This is a genomic window from Arthrobacter humicola (assembly GCF_022803015.1).
Lineage (GTDB): Bacteria > Actinomycetota > Actinomycetes > Actinomycetales > Micrococcaceae > Arthrobacter > Arthrobacter humicola_A.
The window spans coordinates 221,771-240,497 of record NZ_JAFKON010000005.1; the positions used below are offsets into that span (position 1 = coordinate 221,771).

16 protein-coding genes are annotated in these 18,727 nt (G+C 67.5%); 7 read left to right on the plus strand and 9 right to left on the minus strand.

Annotated elements, in window-relative coordinates; translation table 11 throughout:
• Positions 1-75: 75 nt before the first annotated feature.
• Both ARTB_RS12250 and pucL read right to left on the minus strand, forming a co-directional pair.
• Complete coding sequence (locus tag ARTB_RS12250) at positions 76-1,611, minus strand: nucleobase:cation symporter-2 family protein (protein ID WP_243180667.1); 1,536 nt, start codon at positions 1,609-1,611, stop codon at positions 76-78.
• 108 nt (positions 1,612-1,719) lie between these two features.
• Positions 1,720-2,628 (minus strand): factor-independent urate hydroxylase, encoded by a 909-nt coding sequence (gene pucL, locus ARTB_RS12255; RefSeq protein ID WP_243180668.1) that lies wholly within the window; start codon positions 2,626-2,628, stop codon positions 1,720-1,722.
• Positions 2,629-3,009: 381 nt separating this feature from the next.
• Here pucL and ARTB_RS12260 point away from each other — a divergent pair, with 381 nt between their 5' ends.
• From ARTB_RS12260 to ARTB_RS12285, 6 genes are all read left to right on the plus strand, one after another.
• Positions 3,010-3,192: a hypothetical protein gene (locus ARTB_RS12260; protein WP_243180669.1), complete on the plus strand. Its 183-nt coding sequence runs from the start codon at positions 3,010-3,012 to the stop codon at positions 3,190-3,192.
• A gap of 276 nt (positions 3,193-3,468) precedes the next feature.
• Complete coding sequence (locus ARTB_RS12265; protein WP_230008935.1) at positions 3,469-3,963, plus strand: nucleoside deaminase; 495 nt, start codon at positions 3,469-3,471, stop codon at positions 3,961-3,963.
• Positions 3,964-3,980: 17 nt separating this feature from the next.
• Entirely contained in the window at positions 3,981-5,246 is a 1,266-nt protein-coding gene (locus tag ARTB_RS12270; protein ID WP_243180670.1) for an XdhC family protein, read from the plus strand.
• Complete coding sequence (locus ARTB_RS12275; RefSeq protein WP_243180671.1) at positions 5,237-6,217, plus strand: FAD binding domain-containing protein; 981 nt, start codon at positions 5,237-5,239, stop codon at positions 6,215-6,217. The genes ARTB_RS12270 and ARTB_RS12275 overlap by 10 nt, the downstream gene beginning before the upstream one ends.
• Before the next feature lie 2 nt (positions 6,218-6,219).
• Complete coding sequence (locus tag ARTB_RS12280) at positions 6,220-9,072, plus strand: molybdopterin-dependent oxidoreductase (RefSeq protein ID WP_243180672.1); 2,853 nt, start codon at positions 6,220-6,222, stop codon at positions 9,070-9,072.
• A gap of 26 nt (positions 9,073-9,098) precedes the next feature.
• Positions 9,099-10,082, plus strand: a complete 984-nt coding sequence (locus ARTB_RS12285; protein WP_243180673.1) for an aldo/keto reductase — start codon at positions 9,099-9,101, stop codon at positions 10,080-10,082.
• A 93-nt stretch (positions 10,083-10,175) separates the two neighbouring features.
• On the opposite strand, the gene ARTB_RS12290 is transcribed toward ARTB_RS12285, so the two are convergent.
• Positions 10,176-10,700, minus strand: coding sequence for a DUF488 domain-containing protein (locus tag ARTB_RS12290; RefSeq protein WP_243180674.1), 525 nt, complete (start codon positions 10,698-10,700; stop codon positions 10,176-10,178).
• Between the two features lie 91 nt (positions 10,701-10,791).
• Between ARTB_RS12290 and ARTB_RS12295 the strand changes: the two genes are divergently transcribed.
• The gene (locus ARTB_RS12295; protein ID WP_243180675.1) at positions 10,792-11,436 is read left to right on the plus strand and encodes a uracil-DNA glycosylase; all 645 of its coding nucleotides are present in this window, start codon (positions 10,792-10,794) and stop codon (positions 11,434-11,436) included.
• Positions 11,437-11,444: 8 nt separating this feature from the next.
• On the opposite strand, the gene nboR is transcribed toward ARTB_RS12295, so the two are convergent.
• From nboR to ARTB_RS12325, 6 genes are all read right to left on the minus strand, one after another.
• Positions 11,445-12,068 carry a nicotine blue oxidoreductase gene (gene nboR / locus ARTB_RS12300; protein ID WP_243180676.1) on the minus strand — a complete coding sequence of 208 codons (624 nt, stop codon included), beginning with the start codon at positions 12,066-12,068 and terminating at the stop codon, positions 11,445-11,447.
• 21 nt (positions 12,069-12,089) lie between these two features.
• The gene (gene aceE / locus ARTB_RS12305) at positions 12,090-14,876 is read right to left on the minus strand and encodes a pyruvate dehydrogenase (acetyl-transferring), homodimeric type (RefSeq protein WP_243180677.1); all 2,787 of its coding nucleotides are present in this window, start codon (positions 14,874-14,876) and stop codon (positions 12,090-12,092) included.
• Between the two features lie 147 nt (positions 14,877-15,023).
• On the minus strand, positions 15,024-15,755 hold the full coding sequence (locus ARTB_RS12310; RefSeq protein WP_243180678.1) for a maleate cis-trans isomerase family protein: 732 nt from the start codon (positions 15,753-15,755) through the stop codon (positions 15,024-15,026).
• Positions 15,756-15,763: 8 nt separating this feature from the next.
• Positions 15,764-17,227: an amidohydrolase family protein gene (locus ARTB_RS12315; RefSeq protein WP_243180679.1), complete on the minus strand. Its 1,464-nt coding sequence runs from the start codon at positions 17,225-17,227 to the stop codon at positions 15,764-15,766.
• Positions 17,228-17,252: 25 nt separating this feature from the next.
• Positions 17,253-18,038, minus strand: coding sequence for an aspartate/glutamate racemase family protein (locus ARTB_RS12320; protein ID WP_243180680.1), 786 nt, complete (start codon positions 18,036-18,038; stop codon positions 17,253-17,255).
• Positions 18,038-18,718, minus strand: a complete 681-nt coding sequence (locus ARTB_RS12325; RefSeq protein ID WP_028275851.1) for a GntR family transcriptional regulator — start codon at positions 18,716-18,718, stop codon at positions 18,038-18,040. Before ARTB_RS12325 ends, ARTB_RS12320 begins: the two co-directional genes overlap by 1 nt.
• Between the last annotated feature and the right edge of the window lie 9 nt (positions 18,719-18,727).

The window sequence follows — 18,727 nt, forward strand, 5'->3', positions numbered from 1 at the left end:
CGCCAGGCCAGGTTGCGGCCCCTTTTCCTTCACGGGGAGGGGCCGCAACGCTCATGCCGGTGGTGTCTTAGGGGGCTAGTGTTCGGATGTCGCGGCGGACTCCACCGGGACTTCCTTGCCGTCGCAGTCGATCAGTTTGCCGTTCTCGTAGCGGTCGCCCTCGGCCAGGCACTGGAGGTCTTCCTCGCGGATGACCCGGCCCGTTCCGGCCACGAAGACCGACTGGTTCTCCGAGTTGCCCTTCTTTAGGTGGTTGAAGAGCAGGTTCAGCGCGATGGCCATGACCGCTGCGGAGCTGATGCCGGAATGGAAAATCGTTGCGAACCAGCTGGGGAACTTGTCGTAGAACGTGGGGGCGGCGATCGGGATCATCCCGAAGCCGATGGAGGCGGCGACGATGATCAGGTTCATGTTGTTCCGGTACTCCACCTTGGCCAGGGTCCGGATGCCGCTCGCGGCCACCGTGCCGAAGAGCACGATCCCCGCACCGCCCAGGACGGCTGTGGGGACCGCCGCGACCACGCGGCCGAGCACCGGCAGCAGGCCCAGCAGCACCAGGATGACGCCGCCGGCCGCCACCACATAGCGGCTCTTGATCTTGGTGACGGCGACCAGGCCAACGTTCTGGGCGAACGCGCTCTGCGTGAAGGAACCGAAGACCGGCGCCACGAGGCTGGAAACCATATCTGCCCGCAGGCCCGCGGCGATCCGCTTCGAATCGACCCGGGTGCCCACGATTTCGCCGACGGCCAGGATGTCGGCCATGGTCTCGGTCAGGATGACCAGGACCACGATCAGCATGGAGATGATGGCGGCAGCCTCGAAGGTGGGTGCGCCGAGGTGGAACGGTGCGGGGAAGGCGACGATCGGGCCGTCACCAACCTTTGAGAAGTCCGCCATGCCGGTCACGACGGCCACCCCGGTTCCGGCGACCATGGCCAGCAGGATGGACAGGCGGGAAATGGTGGCGCTGCCGACCTTGCTCAGCAGGAGCACGAGGGCCAGGGTGATGGCCGCCAGCCCGATGTTGGCCACGCTCCCATAGTCCGCCGCCTTCTTGTTCCCGCCCATCGCCCAGTTGGCCGCCACGGGCATCAGCGTGAGGCCGATGGTGGTGATGACTGTGCCGGTGACCACCGGCGGGAAGAACCGGACAATCTTGGAGAACACCGGGGCGATCAGCAGCCCGATGGCTGCAGAGGCAATGACAGCGCCGAAGACGGCCGGGAGGCCGCCTCCGCCGGTGACGATGGCGACCATGGTCGCCACGCTGGCGAAGGAGACGCCTTGGACCAGGGGCAGCTGGGAGCCGAAGAACGGCACGCCCAGGGTCTGGAGCAGCGTTGCCAGGCCGCCCATGAAGAGGGCCGCGGCGATCAGGACCCCGACGTCGGCCGGGGCCAGGCCGGCGGCCTGGCCGACGATCAGGGGGACGGCGATGATGCCGCCGTACATGGTCAGGACGTGCTGGAAGCCGTAGGCGAAGCTACTTCCGACGGAGAGCCGTTGGTCCTCGGGGCGGAGAGTGCCGCCGGTGCCGCCGGTGCCGCCGGTGCCGCGGGTGCCGCGGGTGCGTGGCAGCCGGGCGGTCAATTTTTTGCGTGCGTTCATGGCAGACCTTCTTGGTTCATGGCGGACGTCGTTGTCCGGCTAACAATGTCTGGCTAACGGGTGCCGGAGTGCCGGCGCCGGAGGCCCGGGCCGGCCGGCCCGGGAGTCCTAGCAGAAGCCGGCGATCCCGGACCAGGCGATTTCTGCGGGGCTGGCGTCTTCACGCTGGACAGTGGCCTCGATCAGGCCGTAAGGGCGGTCGGCGGCGAAGAAGACCTCGTTGGGGTTGTCGAGGCCAAAGGGCGAGAGGTCGACGAGGAAGTGGTGCTTGTTGGGCATGGAGAACTTGATCTCGTCGATCTCGGTGTGCGCTTCCAGGACCTTGGCGCCCATGTCGAAGAGGGTCTGCTGCAGGGCGTGGGAGTAGTTTTCGCTGAAGCCCTCCAGCAGCAGGCTCTTGACGTCCTCGTAGCTCTTGTTGAAGTCGAACGTGCCGAAATCGGTGCCGGTCCTGAAGCGCCAGCGGGCCGATACGTCCGTGGCGAGGATGCGGTCGGACGTTTCCGGGAGGGTGGTGTACTTGTCCCGCGGGAAGCCGCTGAACCCGGACTGGGTCGACTTCAACACGGTGAGGTCCTTGAGCCCGGCGATGAGGTGCTCGGTACCGCTGTCGCGGACAAGGACCGCGGTGCGGACTTCCTGGCCGCTGCGGACGAAGGAGTGGTCGTGCCCGGTCCCGTGGGCCTGGATCCGGTCCCATTTGTAGGATTCGGCTGCCCAGCGGCCGCCGGTGACCCAGTCGAAGTTCGAGGTGAAGTGCTTGCCTAGCCGCAGCAGGAAGGCTTCCGGGGAGCCGATGCCGTCCCGGGCGAAGGCATAGATGGTGTTCTTTTGGGTGTCCGTGGCCACCACATGGCTGTTGTCGCCTTCGAGGTGGGCAGCCGCGAAGTCCCCGCGCAACTGCGAGGTGACATTCAGGTCTTCGATTTCATGGCGGTCGGTGTCCCTGGTGATCTTGACGACCCGGACTTCGGCTTTTCCGTACTGGTTGTGGCCGAGGACGATCTTGTTGCTCATGGTCTGATTCCCAACTTCAGGTATGTGGCACCAAAGTCCCACATAGAAATTAAGCGCGTGTTTCCCGCGCGTTTCTCATTCCGTCGGCCCACAAAAAAGAGCCGACATCAGTTGATGCCAGCTCATTACGACCCTGCCTGCTGCTCCCAGGTTACGTGACCTGCGCCACGAATTGGGATTAAGCGTAGCCCGGTCCGGGCGTGGTGTACATCACTTTTCGAAAAAACGGTTTGTGACCGCGGCGGCCAACGCTCTTGACCGCCGGCTCCGCCCGCCCCTACTCTTTTCCACATAACAATAAATTATTTCCAAATTGTGGAACTCCTCCGCGTGCTTCGACTCGGTGCGGAGAAGCGCCCAGCAATGCATGAGGAGGAATCCATGAACTCGCAGGAGACGGACAGTGCCGTTGAATTTCCGGCGCCCGGGGTGGAGCTGTACCTGCCGTTCGCCGCCACGGACTTCGGCGCCACGGACCCAGACTTCTACATTCCGGCCGACTGCGAGCGGAGGGACCGCGGCTTTTCCCGGTGGCTCCGCGCGCTGCCGCTCTTTGGCCGGTAGGCGTTTCTCTTGGGCGGTTGGGCGGCGGCAGGGCCTTGGCGTGAAGACCCGGAAATAGAGATTTCACATAACGAAACTGGGCTTCCCTCAAATAGGGCGCGCCGCGCGGACATCCCGGTGCTACTGTCGATCTTGCCAACGGCGGGCAGCCCGGGATCCGGGAAGCTATCTACCAGGCGCAACCTTCAAGGCACATGCTGAAGACTGGTCACCGTCGCATACGGCCCTTGCGTACCCGTCACGGTGTACAGGCTTCCGCAGGTAGGGAGTGGCGGCATGACTACAACCGATACGGCCCAGAAGTTCCTGGCGAGATCCATCGAGTTGGCCACGGCCAACGTCCTGAACGGCGGTGGCCCGTTCGGCGCAGTGGTGGTCACTGCGGACGGGCTAGCGTTCGAAGGCGTCAACCGCGTCACCGCCACCAACGATCCCACGGCGCACGCCGAGGTCACGGCCATCCGGCAGGCCTGCAGCGAACTTGGCACTTTCGATCTCAGCGGAGCCACGCTCTACTGCAGCTGCGAGCCGTGCCCCATGTGCCTGGCGTCCGCACTGTGGGCGCGGGTGTCACGCGTGATGTTCGCCGCGGACCGGCACGATGCCGCGGCTGCGGGGTTCGATGACGCCGTCTTCTACGAATACTTCGAAAACGACCAGCGCGACACGCTCATGCCGGTGGGCAGGCTGCAACTGACAGACCCGCAAGCGCCCGCGGCACTGGATCCCTTCAAGGCCTGGAACTCGCTCGAGTCCCGGACCGACTACTAGCGCCGGGGACTGCGGCCATGTTGGATCTGCTCCCGCACCTGGGCACATGGCGGCCGGCCGCGTCCGGGCAGCTCTGCGCGGTGGCCACCGTCGTGGGCACTGCCGGATCAGTGCCGAGGCCCGTGGGCACCTCCATGCTGGTCTCGGAGACCGGCGAGGTGCTGGGCAGCCTGTCCGGTGGATGCGTTGAAGGGGCCGTTGTGGAAGCGGCCCTGGAGGCAATGCGCGACGGCGGGACGCGCCGGGAGTTCTTCGGATACAGCGCCGAGGACGCGTTTGCCGCCGGGCTGACCTGCGGCGGCGGGCTGGAAATCCACATCGAACCCCTGGGCGCAGGGCCCGGCCGGCTGCGGCTGGACAGCCTGCAGGCCCTGGCCGGGAGGCATCCGGCCGGGGCCGCGCTGATCCGCAGGATGGACGCCGGCGGACGCGGCGCCGTCGTGGTTCCTGACCCGGCGGCCTTCCGGGTACTGCAGTCGGCCGAACTCGCCGCGCTGCTCGGGGCGGGCGGGTCCGCCGGTGCCGGGCGCATGCTGCCGGCCGCGGCAGCCCAGCTGGAACCGCTGCTGAGGGGAGGCCGTACCGGGCTGATCGGGCTCGCACCCGCGGGGGAGTGCCAGCCGGAACCCGTCAGCCTGCTGGTGGAGAGCCGGCTGCCCGCGGCGCGCCTGCTGATCTTCGGCGCCAATGACTTCGGTGCGGCGCTCGTCCCGGCCGCGAAACTCCTGGGCTTCCATGTCACGGTGTGCGATGCGCGCCCGGCGTTCGCACAGCAGGACAGGTTCGGCGCCGCGGACGAGGTGGCCACGGCCTGGCCGCACCGGTACCTGGCGGACCAGGCACGGGCCGGCCGCACCGACGCACGGACGGCCATCTGCGTCCTCACGCACGATCCGAAATTCGATGTCCCGCTCCTGCAGGCCGCGCTCGGCCTGGACGTGGACTATGTCGGCGCCATGGGGTCCAGACGAAGCCACCGCGGGCGGATCGATGCTCTGCGGCAGGCCGGCGTGGCCGACGGCGACCTGGCCCGGCTGCACTCACCCATCGGCCTGGACCTCGGCGCCGTCACGCCGGAAGAGGTCGCGGTCTCCATCACGGCAGAACTCGTGGCCAACCGGAGCAAGGCCGCCGGGCTGGCCCAGGGCAGCGTGTCCCTGAAGGATGCCAGCGGCCCCATTCACCACTACTCCCGAAATCATCAGGACAGCAGTCATCACGGCCGCAACCATCACGACAGCAGCGCCGGCATGCCGGAACCTGAGGAGGCCCAGTGGACATGAACACCATCGAGGCCGTGGTCCGCACCGCGGATCCGGCGCAGTGGCGCGAAGGGGACGCCTGGCTCGCGGGGGGCACCGTGCTTTTCTCCTCCGGGAGCCCCTCCGCCGGACAGGAACCGCTCCGGCGCCTCCTGGACCTCGGCTCCACGGACTGGACACCCATAGCGGTGTCGGCGGCCGGCATCGAGCTGGCGGCAACCTGCACCATCGCGCAACTGTATGCATTCCCGGATGCGGATGCGGATGCGGATGCGGATGCCGGCTCGGCCGCCGGCCGGGGGCTGGCCGGGAACTGGCCCGGCGTGGAACTCGTCCGCCCCTGCTGCGAGTCCTTTGTGGCCTCCTTCAAGGTCTGGAACATGTCCACGGTGGGCGGCAACCTGTGCACTTCCCTGCCGGCCGGGCCCATGATCTCGCTTTGCGCGGCGCTCGACGCCACGGCCACCATTCTGGGCCCCGGCGGCGCCCGCCGCACGCTCCCGGTGCTGGACTTCGTTACGGGCGACGGGACGAACTGCCTCGCTCCCGGCGAGCTCCTGCGCAGCGTGGGCCTGCCGGCGGTGGCACTGTCCTCCCGGGTGGCCTTCCGCCGGCTGTCGCTGAGCAACCTGGGCAGGTCAGCGGTGCTGCTGATTGGAAGGCTCGACGCCGGCGGCACCCTGGTCCTGACCGTCACCGCAGCCACCAAGCGCCCCGTGCAGCTGCGTCTGGAGTCCTCCGCGGCGGCGCTCGCCGGCGCCCTCACTGATGCTCTCTCCGAGGCCTTGGATACCGCCGTCCCCGATGACCTGTACCACGACGACGTCCACGGCCTGCCCGCCTGGCGCAAGGACATGACGTACCGGCTGGCCCATGAAATCCAGGCCGAACTCACCGCCCCGGCAGACCGCGACCCGTTACGCATATCCGGTGACTTCTGGCCGCCGCGGGGCGGGACCCTTAACGGTGGACCCCGGACGGAAGGTGCCTGAGCATGAGAATCGAGATCAACGGCATCCCGGCGCAGGCCGAACCCCGCCCCGGCCAGTGCCTGCGGACGTACCTTCGCGAGCAGGGGAACCTGGGTGTCAAGAAGGGCTGCGACGCCGGCGATTGCGGCGCCTGCACGGTGCATGTGGACGGGGTGCCGGTGCACAGCTGCATTTATCCCGCCGTCCGCGCGGAAGGCCGCGCGGTCACCACGGTGGAAGGATTGGCTGCCGCCCGCGCCTCCGGCGGGTCTGATGACCCCGACGGCGCCGCACTTCATCCGATGCAGCAGCAGTTCCTGGACCGGCAGGGTTTCCAGTGCGGTTTTTGCACGGCCGGCATGGTGATGACGGCCGCGACGTTCGATGAGGAGCAGAAGGCGGACCTGCCGCGGAACCTGAAGGGCAACCTGTGCCGGTGCACCGGGTACACGGCCATCGAGGACGCCGTCTGCGGGAGGGGGAGCCGCCCGGTCACCTCTGGAACGGACCCCTCTGGCCCGGACACGGCGGCCGCGGGGCCCGGCCGGCCGGAGCCGCGCCCCGGACAACTGGGCGACGACGCTCCTGCCCCCGCCGGCCTCGCCATCGTCACGGGGCAGGCCCGCTACACCCTGGACGTCCCGGCCGAAGAGCTGCCCGGGCTGCTGCACGCGAAACTGCTGCGCTCCCCGCATGCCCACGCCCGGATCCGATCCATCGACGCAGCAGCCGCGCTGGCGATTCCCGGCGTCGCGGCGGTCTTCACCCATGAGGACTCCCCGGCGCAGCTGTTTTCGACCGCGCAGCACGAGCTCTACACGGACGACCCGGACGACACCCGCGTCTTTGACGACGTCGTGCGGTTCACCGGCCAGCGCGTCGCCGCCGTCGTCGCCGGGACGGTGGCGGCGGCGGAGGCAGGCGTGCGGGCCCTGAAGGTCGACTACGAGGTGCTGGATGCGGTCTTTACCCCGGAGAACGCCATGCTCCCCGGCGCCCCCGCCCTCCACGGGGACAAGGACGCAACCACGGCCCGCATCAGCCGGCCGGAGCGGAACGTCGTCGCGGAACTGCATTCCGAGCTCGGCGATATGGCGGCCGGGTTCGCCGCGGCGGACTTCATCCACGAACACACCTACCGGACTCAACGGGTGCAGCACATGGCGCTCGAAACCCATGCCTCCATCGCCTCCATCGGCGGTGACGGGCGGCTGCTGATCCGCACCTCCAGCCAGGTCCCGTTCCTGGTGCGGCGCACCCTGGGGCGGGTGTTCGGCCTGCCGGAAGAGCAGATCCGGGTGGTTGCCGGACGGGTGGGCGGCGGTTTTGGCGGCAAACAAGAGGTGCTCACCGAGGACGTTGTCGCTCTGGCGGCCCTGAAGCTCAACCGCCCCGTGCAGCTTGAATTCACCCGGACCGAACAGTTCACCGCCGCCACCACCAAGCATCCCTTCACCATCCATCTCACGGCCGGCGCCAGCCGCGACGGGAGGCTGACCGCACTGAAGCTGGAGGTGCTCACCAACACCGGCGCCTATGGCAACCACGCCACCGGGGTCATGTTCCACGGCTGCGGCGAGTCGTTGGCGGTGTACAAGTGCGCCAACAAGAAAGTGGACGCCCACGCCGTGTACACCAACACCGTGCCGTCCGGTGCCTTCCGCGGCTACGGGCTCAGCCAGATGATCTTCGCGATCGAATCCGGCATCGACGAGCTCGCGGCAGCGATCGGCATGAACCCCCTGGAGTTCCGCCGCCGGAACATGGTCCGGGAAGGCGACGACATGCTGTCCATCCGCGACGAGCCCCAGGAAGATGTCCGCTACGGAAGCTACGGCCTGGACCAGTGCACGAAGCTGGTAGAGGACGCCCTGGCCCGTGGACGGGAACGCTGCCGCGCGGCCGGCCTCGACAGCCCGGGACCGGACTGGGTGGTCGGGGAGGGGACTGCCCTGTCCATGATCGACACCGTCCCGCCACGCGGCCACTATGCCCACTCCAGGCTCCGGCTCCTGCCCGACGGGACCTACGCCGCCGACGTCGGGACGGCAGAATTTGGCAACGGCACCACCACCGTCCACGCGCAGCTCGCGGCCACCGCGCTGTCCACCTCCGCCGCCCGCGTCACCCTCCGGCAGTCCGACACCGACCTCGTGGACCACGATTCGGGCGCGTTCGGATCTGCCGGCACCGTGGTGGCCGGCAAAGCGACGCTGGCCGCCGCAGAGGACCTCGCCCTCCGCATCCGCGCCTTCGCCGCCGGCCTCCGCCGCGTGCCGCCCTCCGGCTGCGTCCTGGACGGGGACGCCGTGGTCTGCGAGGGAACCCGGGTGCCCCTGACGGATATTTACGACGCCGCTGAGCAGGCCGGCGTCGAGCTCGCCGCCGAGGGGCGTTGCGGCGGGACGCCGCGCTCGGTGGCGTTCAATGTCCAGGGCTTCCGGGTGGCGGTGAACACCGGGACGGGGGAGCTGCGGATCCTGCAGAGCGTGCAGGCGGCCGATGCCGGCGTGGTGGTCAACCCGCGCCAGTGCCGCGGCCAGATCGAAGGCGGGATCGCGCAGGCCCTCGGCTCTGCGCTCTACGAGGAGGTCACAGTGGACGACGCCGGCCGCGTCACCACCGACGTCCTGCGGCAGTACCACGTCCCCTCCTTCGCCGACGTGCCGCGCAGCGAGGTGTACTTCGCCGACACCAGCGACAAGCTGGGCCCGCTGGGCGCGAAGTCGATGAGCGAGAGCCCGTTCAACCCGGTGGCGCCGGCGCTCGCGAACGCCATCCGGAACGCCACCGGCGTGAGGTTTTCCGAGCTGCCCATCTCCCGGGACAAGATTTACCTGGCCCTGAAGGAGGCGGGGCTGGTTCCCCCGCTTTGAGGCCGTTAACGGCCTATAGTCGGACGATGGAACAACGAATCTTGGGCAAAACCGGACGAAACGTCTCCACCGTCGGGCTGGGGACCTGGCAGCTCGGCGCGGACTGGGGCAACGTGGACCCCGCACAGGCGCAGGCCATCCTGGCGGCCTCCGCCGAAGCGGGCGTCACGTTCTTCGACACCGCGGACGTCTATGGCGACGGCCGCAGCGAGCAGGCCATCGGCGCGTTCCTCGCGGACAACCCCGGTCTGGACATCACGGTGGCCACCAAGATGGGCCGGCGGGTGGAGCAGCGGCCGGAGAACTACAACCTCGCCAACTTCCGCGAATGGACGGACCGGTCGCGGCGCAACCTGGGCGTCGAGCAGCTGGATCTGGTCCAGCTGCACTGCCCGCCCACCGCCGTGTACAGCAACGACGAGGTCTACGACGCGCTGGACACGCTCGTGGCCGAGGGCGCCATCCGGAACTACGGCGTCAGTGTGGAGCGGACCGAGGAAGCCCTCGAGGCCATGCGCCACGAAGGCACCGCCACCGTGCAGATCATCCTCAACGCCTTCCGGCTCAAGCCGCTGGACAAGGTGCTGCCCGCGGCTGAGGCCGCCGGCGTGGGCATCATCGCCCGCGTCCCGCTCGCCTCCGGGCTGCTCTCCGGAAAATACACTGCGGACACGACCTTCGCCGAGGACGACCACCGGAACTATAACCGCACCGGCTCAGCGTTCGACGTCGGGGAGACCTTCTCCGGCGTGGACTTCGGCCAGGGCCTCAAAGCGGTGGCCGAGTTCGAGGAACTGGTGCCCGACGGCGTTAGCACCGCCCAGGCGGCCATCGCCTGGATCGCGGCGCAGGACGGCGTCAGCACGGTGATCCCGGGCGCGCGGAACGTGGACCAGGCGCGCGCCAACGCCGCCGCGGCGGATGTCAGCGGCATTGACGCCACCTTCGACGTCGGCGTCCGCGAAATCTATGACCGCTACTTCCGCGAATCGATCCACCCCCGCTGGTAGACCCTCCTCAAACCAATGCAAGGTCAGAAACGGCCCATGGCGGCGTGGTTCAGGGCCGTAGCTGACCTCGCGTTGTGGTTGGCGTAGCCGACGTTAGGCCGGCGGGTACCACACCCGCTTCCCCTCAACGCGGGCGAAGGAAGTCAGGGTGTGGGGTTTCGCGGACTTTTCCGTCATGATGTCCAGCACCCCGACATTCCGGACCAGGAGCGCGTCACCGATCAGCGAGCGGTGGCAGCGCCACGGGACGGCTTCCGCGCACATGATTGCCGAATCGTTGGCCCGCCCGCGGTCCAGCAGCTGGTCGATGGCCGCGGAGAATTCTTCGGTCTGCATGTAGTCCGCATATCCCCGAAACGACGCGTTGCGCCAGGCGCCGTTGGGGCTGTCCTTCCGGGCGTGCCGCAGACCACCGAGGGATTCCATTCGCCGGTAGGTGATTCCGCTGGCCCGCACGCTCGCGGCCAGCGCGTCCCCGTTGAACTGTGGATTGTGGCGCGACTTCGGGACGGTGCGCACGTCGATCAGCTTCTTGACGCCGTGGGCCTGCAGGATGCCGATGAATTCGCCAATGGGATGAGTGGAGTGCCCCACCGTGAAGATGGTCATGTCCGTCATCCCCCCATGCTAAAGCGGCTCGCCTGCGCCGACGGTGTAGCGGCCCGGATATTCTGGAGGACCTACCGGCTGTCAACGAAACGGGTACGGAATGACTTCATCCTCCATCGATGGCTTTGTTGACCGTCTTGCGGCCGTGGCAACAGGACCCGGGTGCAACAACTTCTTCGATCACACCGCGCCGGGAAATGCGCAGCGCCGGCGGAACCTGGCCATCTACCTGCGGGAGATGCAGGACCGCGACCCAAAGGTTCTGCTCGTGGGGGAAGCCCCCGGTTATAGGGGCATGAGGATCACCGGGGTTCCCTTCACGAACCGCACCATGTTCGAGGGCCCAGCCAACGAGTTTGGGCTTTTCGGGCCGGGGAAGGGTTACGTGCTCCCGGCGGAAGCTGCGGGAATCGCTGCGGAGCCGACGGCCACGGTGATGTGGCAGGTGCTGGCCGAGCTGGAATTCCTGCCCCTGCTGTGGAGCGCCTGCCCGTGGCACACCCACGTGCCCGGGCGGCCGCTGTCCAACCGCACGCCAAAGGCTTCCGAGGCTGCGCTGGGAACTCCGTTTTGGCAGGCGCTCGCTGAGACGTTCCGCATCGATACCGTGGTGGCCGTGGGCAACGTGGCCTACCGCAGCCTGCAGCGCAGCGGCATGGACGTGCCGAAAATCAGGCACCCGGCGCACGGCGGCCGGTCCGGGTTCAAGCGTGGACTGCAGGAGTTTTTGGCTCACTCGCGCTAAAACCGGCGCTAGTCGAGGAGGTGGAGCTGTTCGGGGGAGTCGAGGTCCTCGCCGTTGGAGAGGTCGCTGCAATCCACCAGATCAACCAGGTCCGGGTGGGCCCGCAGGAAATGCCGGGCGCCGGCGTCGCCCGTAGCGGTTTCCGCGGCTTCGGTTCGAAGACCGGCATCGAGCAGCAGCGGGTGTCCCCGCTGCAGTTTCCCGTCCGCGTCGCGGTAGGCGGCCGCCGTCACCCGGCCTGGCCGGTGGGACCCCAGCAGCCGGGTGACGGTCTTTTTGGTCAGGCCGGGCTCGTCCACCAGCGCAATGAGCACATGGTCCTCCGGGGCCGCAGCGGTGATACCGGCCCGGAACGAGCTGCCCATCCCGCTGGCCCAGTGCGGGTTGTCGATGACCCGGTGCCGGCCGAGTTCGGTGGCGGCGCGGACCCTTGCCGCATCCGCGCCAAGCACCACCACCACCTCCCGGCAGCCGCCCGATAGCAGCACGTCAGCGAGCACTTCGACCAGCGTGCGGCCGCGGAGGGGGAGCAATGCCTTCGGCCCGAGCCCCAGCCGCGTCCCGGCTCCGGCGGCCAGCAGCACCGCCGTCGTGCCGCCGGATCCGGTGCCGTGCGCTCTGCTGTCGCTCATCTGCCCACCATAACGCGCTTCTCAGGCGTCGCCGCCCGCTCCGCCGGTGGTCCCGGCGGTGACGTCCAGGAGCTTGTAGCGGTCTATCGCGTAGGCGGGCACCCCGCCGTCGACCTCTCCGCGCGAGGCCAGCAGCTGGAGGGTCTTCACTACAATCGAGTGCGTGTCGTTCTTGAAGAAACGGCGGGCCGCGGCGCGGGTGTCGGAGAAGCCGAAGCCGTCCGCGCCGAGCGAGGCGAACTGGTGCGGCAGGAACTGCCGGATCTGGTCCGGCACGGCCTTCATGTAGTCGGTGACCGCCACGACCGGCCCGGTGGCACCGGCGAGCTGCTGGGCCACGAACGGGACGCGGGCGGGCTGGCCGGGGTTGAGGAAGGCCTCTTCCTCGGCGGCCATGGCGTCGCGGCGGAGTTCGGTCCAGGAGGTCACGGACCAGACGTCCGCCGAGACGCCCCAGTCCTCGGCGAGGATCCGCTGGGCTTCGAGGGCCCACGGAACGGACACGCCGGAGGCCAGGATCTGGCTTTTAGGCCCGTCAAAGTCCGACGCCGACACCCGGTAGATGCCTTTCAGGACACCGTTGACGTCGAGGTTTTCGGGTTCGGCCGGCTGCACGATCGGCTCGTTGTACACCGTGAGGTAGTACATCAGGTTCCGCGACGGATCGTTGCCGGCAATTTCTTTCCCGGCTTCGCCACGCCCATACATCCGCTCCAGGCCGTCCCGGATGATGTGGCCCATTTCGTACCCGAACGCCGGGTCGTAGGTGATGACGGCCGGGTTGGTTGCCGCCAGGATCGGGGAGTGCCCGTCGGCATGCTGCAGGCCTTCGCCGGTCAGCGTGGTGCGTCCTGCCGTGGCGCCGATGATGAACCCGCGGGTCATCTGGTCGGCGGCCGCCCAGAAGGAATCGCCGGTGCGCTGGAAGCCGAACATCGAGTAGAAGACGTAGACCGGCACGAGCGGTTCGCCGTGCGTGGCGTAGGACGTTCCGGCGGCGGTGAAGGCCGCCACCGCCCCGGCTTCATTGATGCCCGGGTGGATCAGCTGGCCCTGGGCCGATTCCTTATAGGCAAGGACGAGCTCCCGGTCCACGGAGAGGTAGCCCTGGCCGTCCGGGTTGTAGATCTTCGCCGTCGGGAAGAACGCGTCCATGCCGAATGTGCGGGATTCGTCCGGCACGATCGGGACAATGCGGTGTCCGAACTTTTTGTCCCGGAGCAGGTCCCTGAGCAGGCGCACAAAGGCCATGGTGGTGGCTGAACGCTGCTTGCCGGAGCCTCGCTTGGCGGCCCCATAGGATGCGGGATCGGGCAGTTCCACGGGCGCATGGTCCGGCCGCCGCTCGGGGACGAAGCCGCCGAGTTGCTTGCGGCGGTCCATCAGGTACTGGATCTCGGGGGAGTCCATGCCGGGGTGGTAGTACGGCGGCCGGTAGAGGTCCGCTTCGAGCTGGTCGTCCGTGATCGGGATGCGCAGGTGGTCGCGGAAGGCCTTGAGGTCCGCGAGGGTGAGCTTCTTCATCTGGTGGGTCGCGTTGCGGCCCTCGAAGTGGGTGCCCAGGCCGTAGCCCTTGACCGTGTGCGCCAGGATGACCGTGGGCTTGCCCTTGAACTCGGTCGCGGCCTTGTAGGCGGCGTAGACCTTGTTGTAGTCGTGACCGCCGCGCTTGAGGTTCCAGATCTGGTCGTCGGTCAGGTCCTGGACCATTTCCTTGGTCTGCGGGGTCTTGCCGAAGAAATGCTCGCGGACGAACGCGCCGGACTCGGCCTTGTACGTCTGGTAGTCCCCGTCGACGGTCTCGTTCATGATCTTCACGAGCGAGCCGTCCTCGTCCTTGGCCAGCAGGTCATCCCACTCCCGGCCCCAGACGACCTTGATGACGTTCCAGCCGGCACCGCGGAAGAACGCCTCGAGTTCCTGCATGATCTTGCCGTTGCCGCGGACGGGACCGTCGAGGCGCTGGAGGTTGCAGTTGATCACGAAGTTGAGGTTGTCGAGCTTGTCGTTGGCCGCGAGCTGGAGCAGGCCGCGGGACTCGGGCTCGTCCATTTCGCCGTCGCCCAGGAACGCCCAGACCTGCTGGTCCGAGGTGTCCTTGATGCCGCGGTTGTGCAGGTACCGGTTGGACTGGGCCTGGTAGATGGCGTTCATCGGGCCGATGCCCATCGAGACGGTCGGGAATTCCCAGAACTCCGGCATCAGGCGCGGGTGCGGATAGGAGGACAGGGCGTGCCCTTCCTTGGACTTCTCCTGGCGGAACCCGTCCAGGTCCTCCTCGGAGAGCCGGCCTTCCATGAAGGCACGGGCGTACATGCCGGGCGAGGCGTGGCCCTGGAAGAAAACCTGGTCGCCGCCGCCGGGGTGGTCCTTGCCGCGGAAGAAGTGGTTGAAGCCGACCTCGTACAGGGTCGCGGCACCGGCGTAGGTGGAGATGTGGCCGCCGACGCCGATGTCCGCCCGCTGCGCCCGGTGCACCATCACCGCGGCGTTCCAGCGCAGCCAGGCACGGTATTTGCGTTCGATCTCCTCATCCCCGGGGAATGCCGCTTCCTGGTCGACCGGGATGGTGTTGACGTAGTCCGTGGTGGTGACCATCGGAACACCCACGGACTGCGCGCCGGCCCGCTGGAGCAGGCTTCGCATAATGTACTGGGCACGTTCGGTGCCTTGTTCCTGAATCAGGGTATCCAGGGACTCCAGCCACTCGGCGGTCTCTTCCGGATCACGATCAGGCAGCTGGTTTGTCAACCCGCTGAGGATATGGGAGGTATCTTCTCCTGCAGCCACGTCCACCTCACTCTTCATCGTTGAATGGTGATCAATATTTTTCATTATGTGAAAAAACTTTCTTGCATTTCGAGATTATCGAGAGAGGCTGGGACGCGTCAACATCAGCGGCGCATCACCGCGGCCCGGCAGTCACAATCGGTTGAAAGGTCGGTGCCTTGGCGGTCAGGCTGAGGTGAGCAACCTGCCCCACCGCGGGGAGAGCAGCGGGGCGCCGGCCATTTTGAGGCAGTGCCACAGGGTCACGGCCACCGAATCGAGCACGGGAACGCCCATGGCCGCCTCGATTTCCTCCGCGATGTTGGCACCGTAGAGATTGGTGCAGAGGTACACGAGCGCGTCCGGGTTCTGTGCCGCGAGTTCCAGCGATCCGGGCCGCATCTCGGCGTCGGAGACCCGGGCGAATGATTCGTTGTCGCTCAGGCCGAGGAAACGGTGGTCAAGTGTTTTGATCCCGTCCCGTTCGTAGGACGCCACGATCCGTTCGTTGACGTCCTCCGTGTACGGGGTGAACAGCCCGATCCGCTCGGTGCCGAAGGACCGGAAGGCCTCCATGTAGGCCAGTGTGGAGGTGGTGGCGGGAATGCCGGTGGCGTCCTGTATTCCCCTGACGAGTTCGCGGTCGTGATCGGCGCCGAGCCACGATCCTGAAGTGCCGTTCCACGCGATGACGTCGACGTCGGCGGTCGCCAGGATCCCGGCGGCAGCCCGCATTGCCGGGGCATCAAATTGCCGGTCGGAGGAATCGTCGAGGGCGATCCGCGTGACCTGGATCCTGGCGAAGTGGATTGTCACGTCGTCGCGGTCGCCGAGGATCCGGTAGCTTTGCGGCTCGAGGCAGGTGTTGGAGGACGGCACGATCATGCCGATACGGGTGGGGCGGGTTGCGGAAGGCATGGGTGCTCCTAGCGGGCAGCGGGGTAGACAGCGGCGGGGGCGGGGGTGGCGCTGACGGGGGCGGTGGCCGCGGCCGCCTGGTGCTCGCGGAAACCGTTTCGGGCCACAAACTGGCCCACGGGGCCGGGGTCATGGAAGCCGCCGGCGTCCAGCACGACGCGTCCGGCGGACACCACGACGGCGGGCCAGCCGGTGAGCGTCCTGCCGTCAAAGGGCGAGAAGTCAGTCCCCATGTGCAGGCCCGCGCCGTCAACGGTGAGTTCCTGTGCGGGATCGAAGACGACGAGGTCGGCGTCGTACCCTGCTGCGATCGTTCCCTTGCCCGGCAGGGCGTTGATCCGGGCCGGACCGGCGGCGAACACTTCCACGAAATCCTCCACCCGGGCTGCCCCGCCGGTGGCGTCCATCATGGCGGTGAAGGTGACAGGCATGCGGGTTTCGACTCCCGGCAGGCCGTGCGGCATGGCGCGGATGTCATCGGACCGCTCGCGCTTTTGCGTGAGGTCGTAGCAGGAGTGGTCCGAGGCCACCGTGTGGATGGCTCCGGCGGCAAGCCGGTCCCGCAACGCGGCGACGGTCTCGGGGCTGCGCATCGGCGGGCAGCAGGCGTACCACTCGGGGAAGGACGTGCCGTAGACGGTGTCGTCCAGGGTGAGGTAGTGCGGGCACGTTTCCGAGAAGGCGTCCATTCCGTGGCTGCGGGCCCCGGCGACGAGGTCTACGGCCCCCGGCGTGGACTGGTGCACAAAGTAGACGGGAGCGTTGGTGTACTCGGCCATCGCCAGGGTCTCCTTGACCGAGATCTCCTCCGCGAGTTCGGGCCGGGTCCGGTGCAGGTGTTCGATGCCGATGCGGCCGTCGTCCGCATGCTGCTGGGTGCAGTCGGCAATGATGGGATCGTGTTCGGCGTGGATGTAGGTGAGGCCGTCGAGCCGGACCATCTCGCGCATGACCTTCAGGATGGTGTCCCCGTCGGCCATGGTGGTGCCCCGGTTCGTGGTGTACATCTTGACCGAACGGACACCTTCGGCGGCGAGCTGTTCGAGCTGCCACGGCACAGTCTCGTCCCACTGGACCACCGAGCCGTGCAGGGCGACGTCGCAGCGGGACTCGCGTGCCAGTTCCTTCTTGTGCAACACCGCGGCCAGCGGGGTCTCGCGGGCGTCGCGGGGGATGCCGAAGTCGATAATGGTGGTGGTGCCGCCCCAGAGGGCAGCGGTGGATGTGGTCCGGTAGTCGTCCAGGGTTCGGAACCGTCCGGTTACCTGGGCGACATGGCAGTGGCCGTCCACGCCACCCGGAATCACCAGCTGGCCGGCGGCGTCGATGGTCCTGGCGGCAGCGGGGACCGGCTCAGAAGCGTCCACGAGCTGGACGATCGTCCTGCCGTGCACCACGACGTGCACATTCTGGCGGCCGAAACTGTTGACCACGGTGCCGTTGGCAATGACAAGGTCTGGGGTGTGGGACATCGTTGTCCTCCTTCGAGAAAGAAAATTAGTGGGACGGTGCGGGCAGCCGGGTGGCGTGCTGCGCCGTCGTGAGGGCGGCATCGAGGTTTTTCGAAAGCCCCTTGCGGGCCTTGACCGGTGGCGGCGCGAAGGCGCTGGCCCGGTGCGGACCGGACTGGAGGTTGACTACGGACTGGGCCATCTGGATGCCAGCGGAAATGCCGTCCACCACGGGGACGGGGATCTGGCCTGCAAGCTCGCGGGCAAGTCCGGCGAGCGGCGCGCCGGCGAGGATCACGACGTCGGCCCCGTCCTCGGCGACGGCCTGGCGGCTGAGCGCCAGCAGGGTCTCCTTGAAGTCCTGCTGCACGGAACCGATGCCGTTGAGGCTCTCGTTGATGGAGCGGATCGAGGCCAGCCGGCCGGCGAGCCCGAACCGTTCAACGCAGTCCAGATACCAGGGCCGGATGCGGTCCGAGATGGCGATGATCGAGAACCGGTGCCCCTGCAGGGCGGCGGCGCAAAGTGCCGCCTCGGTAATTCCGATGACGGGGACGTCGGCGAGTTCCTTCAGCGCCGGCATCCCTGGGTCGCCGAATGCGGCGACCACCACGCCGTCGACGCTGGCGCCGTCGCGAGTGTACTCTGCGATGATTTCGGCGACGGCACCGGCGGCGATCAGCGATTCAAAGCGGGTTTCGATGTATTCGACGCCGTGGCCGGCGGTCCGGACTACCAGTTCGGTTCCGGGCGAGGCTGAACGCCGGGCTTCGGATTCGATCAGCGAAGTGACATCGTTGCTGATGTTGGGGTTGATGACAAGGAGTTTCATTACTTCTTCCGATGAAGGTCGGGTTCCGTCCGGCGGAAATTCTCCGGAAACTGTTCCCGGTATTTGTCGATGTGCGACGCCGACTGGGCAGCCGCCCGGTCAGGGTCACCGCTGGCGATCGCGGTGTAGAGCGCCCGATGTTCTTCGATGAGTTCGGGGAGGTCGCTCACATGCCGGAACAGCCAGTGCATCCGGCCCTGGAGGGGTTCGAGCGCCGATTTGAGGAAGCCGTTGTTGGCGATCCGGGTGATGGCATCGTGGAATTCGCTGTTGGCCCGGTGGGCGTCCATAATGGCGCCCTTGGCTAGAGAGAGCTCGGCCGCGTCCAACAAGGCTTCCAGCGCACTGAGGTCCTCCGGTGTGGCGCGGGCCGCGGCCAGTCTGCAGGCCAGCACTTCGAGCGACTGGCGGACGTCGAAGAGATCCTCCACGTCTTTGGGGCTGAGCGAGCTGACTTCGGCCCCGCGAGCGCCGCGGTCGCTGACCAGGCCTTCCTGGCGCAGCATTCGCAGCGCCTCGCGGACCGGGAGGCGGGAGACGTTGAATTCGGCGGCGAGGTCGCGCTCCACCAGCCTGGTGCCGGGAACGTAGTGCCCTTCAAAGATCCTGTTGCGGAGGGTGTCCCGGACAGCCTCCCGGAGGGGGCGTTCCTTGTCCTGGGTTTCTTCTGCGGTAAGCATGGTGCTCCA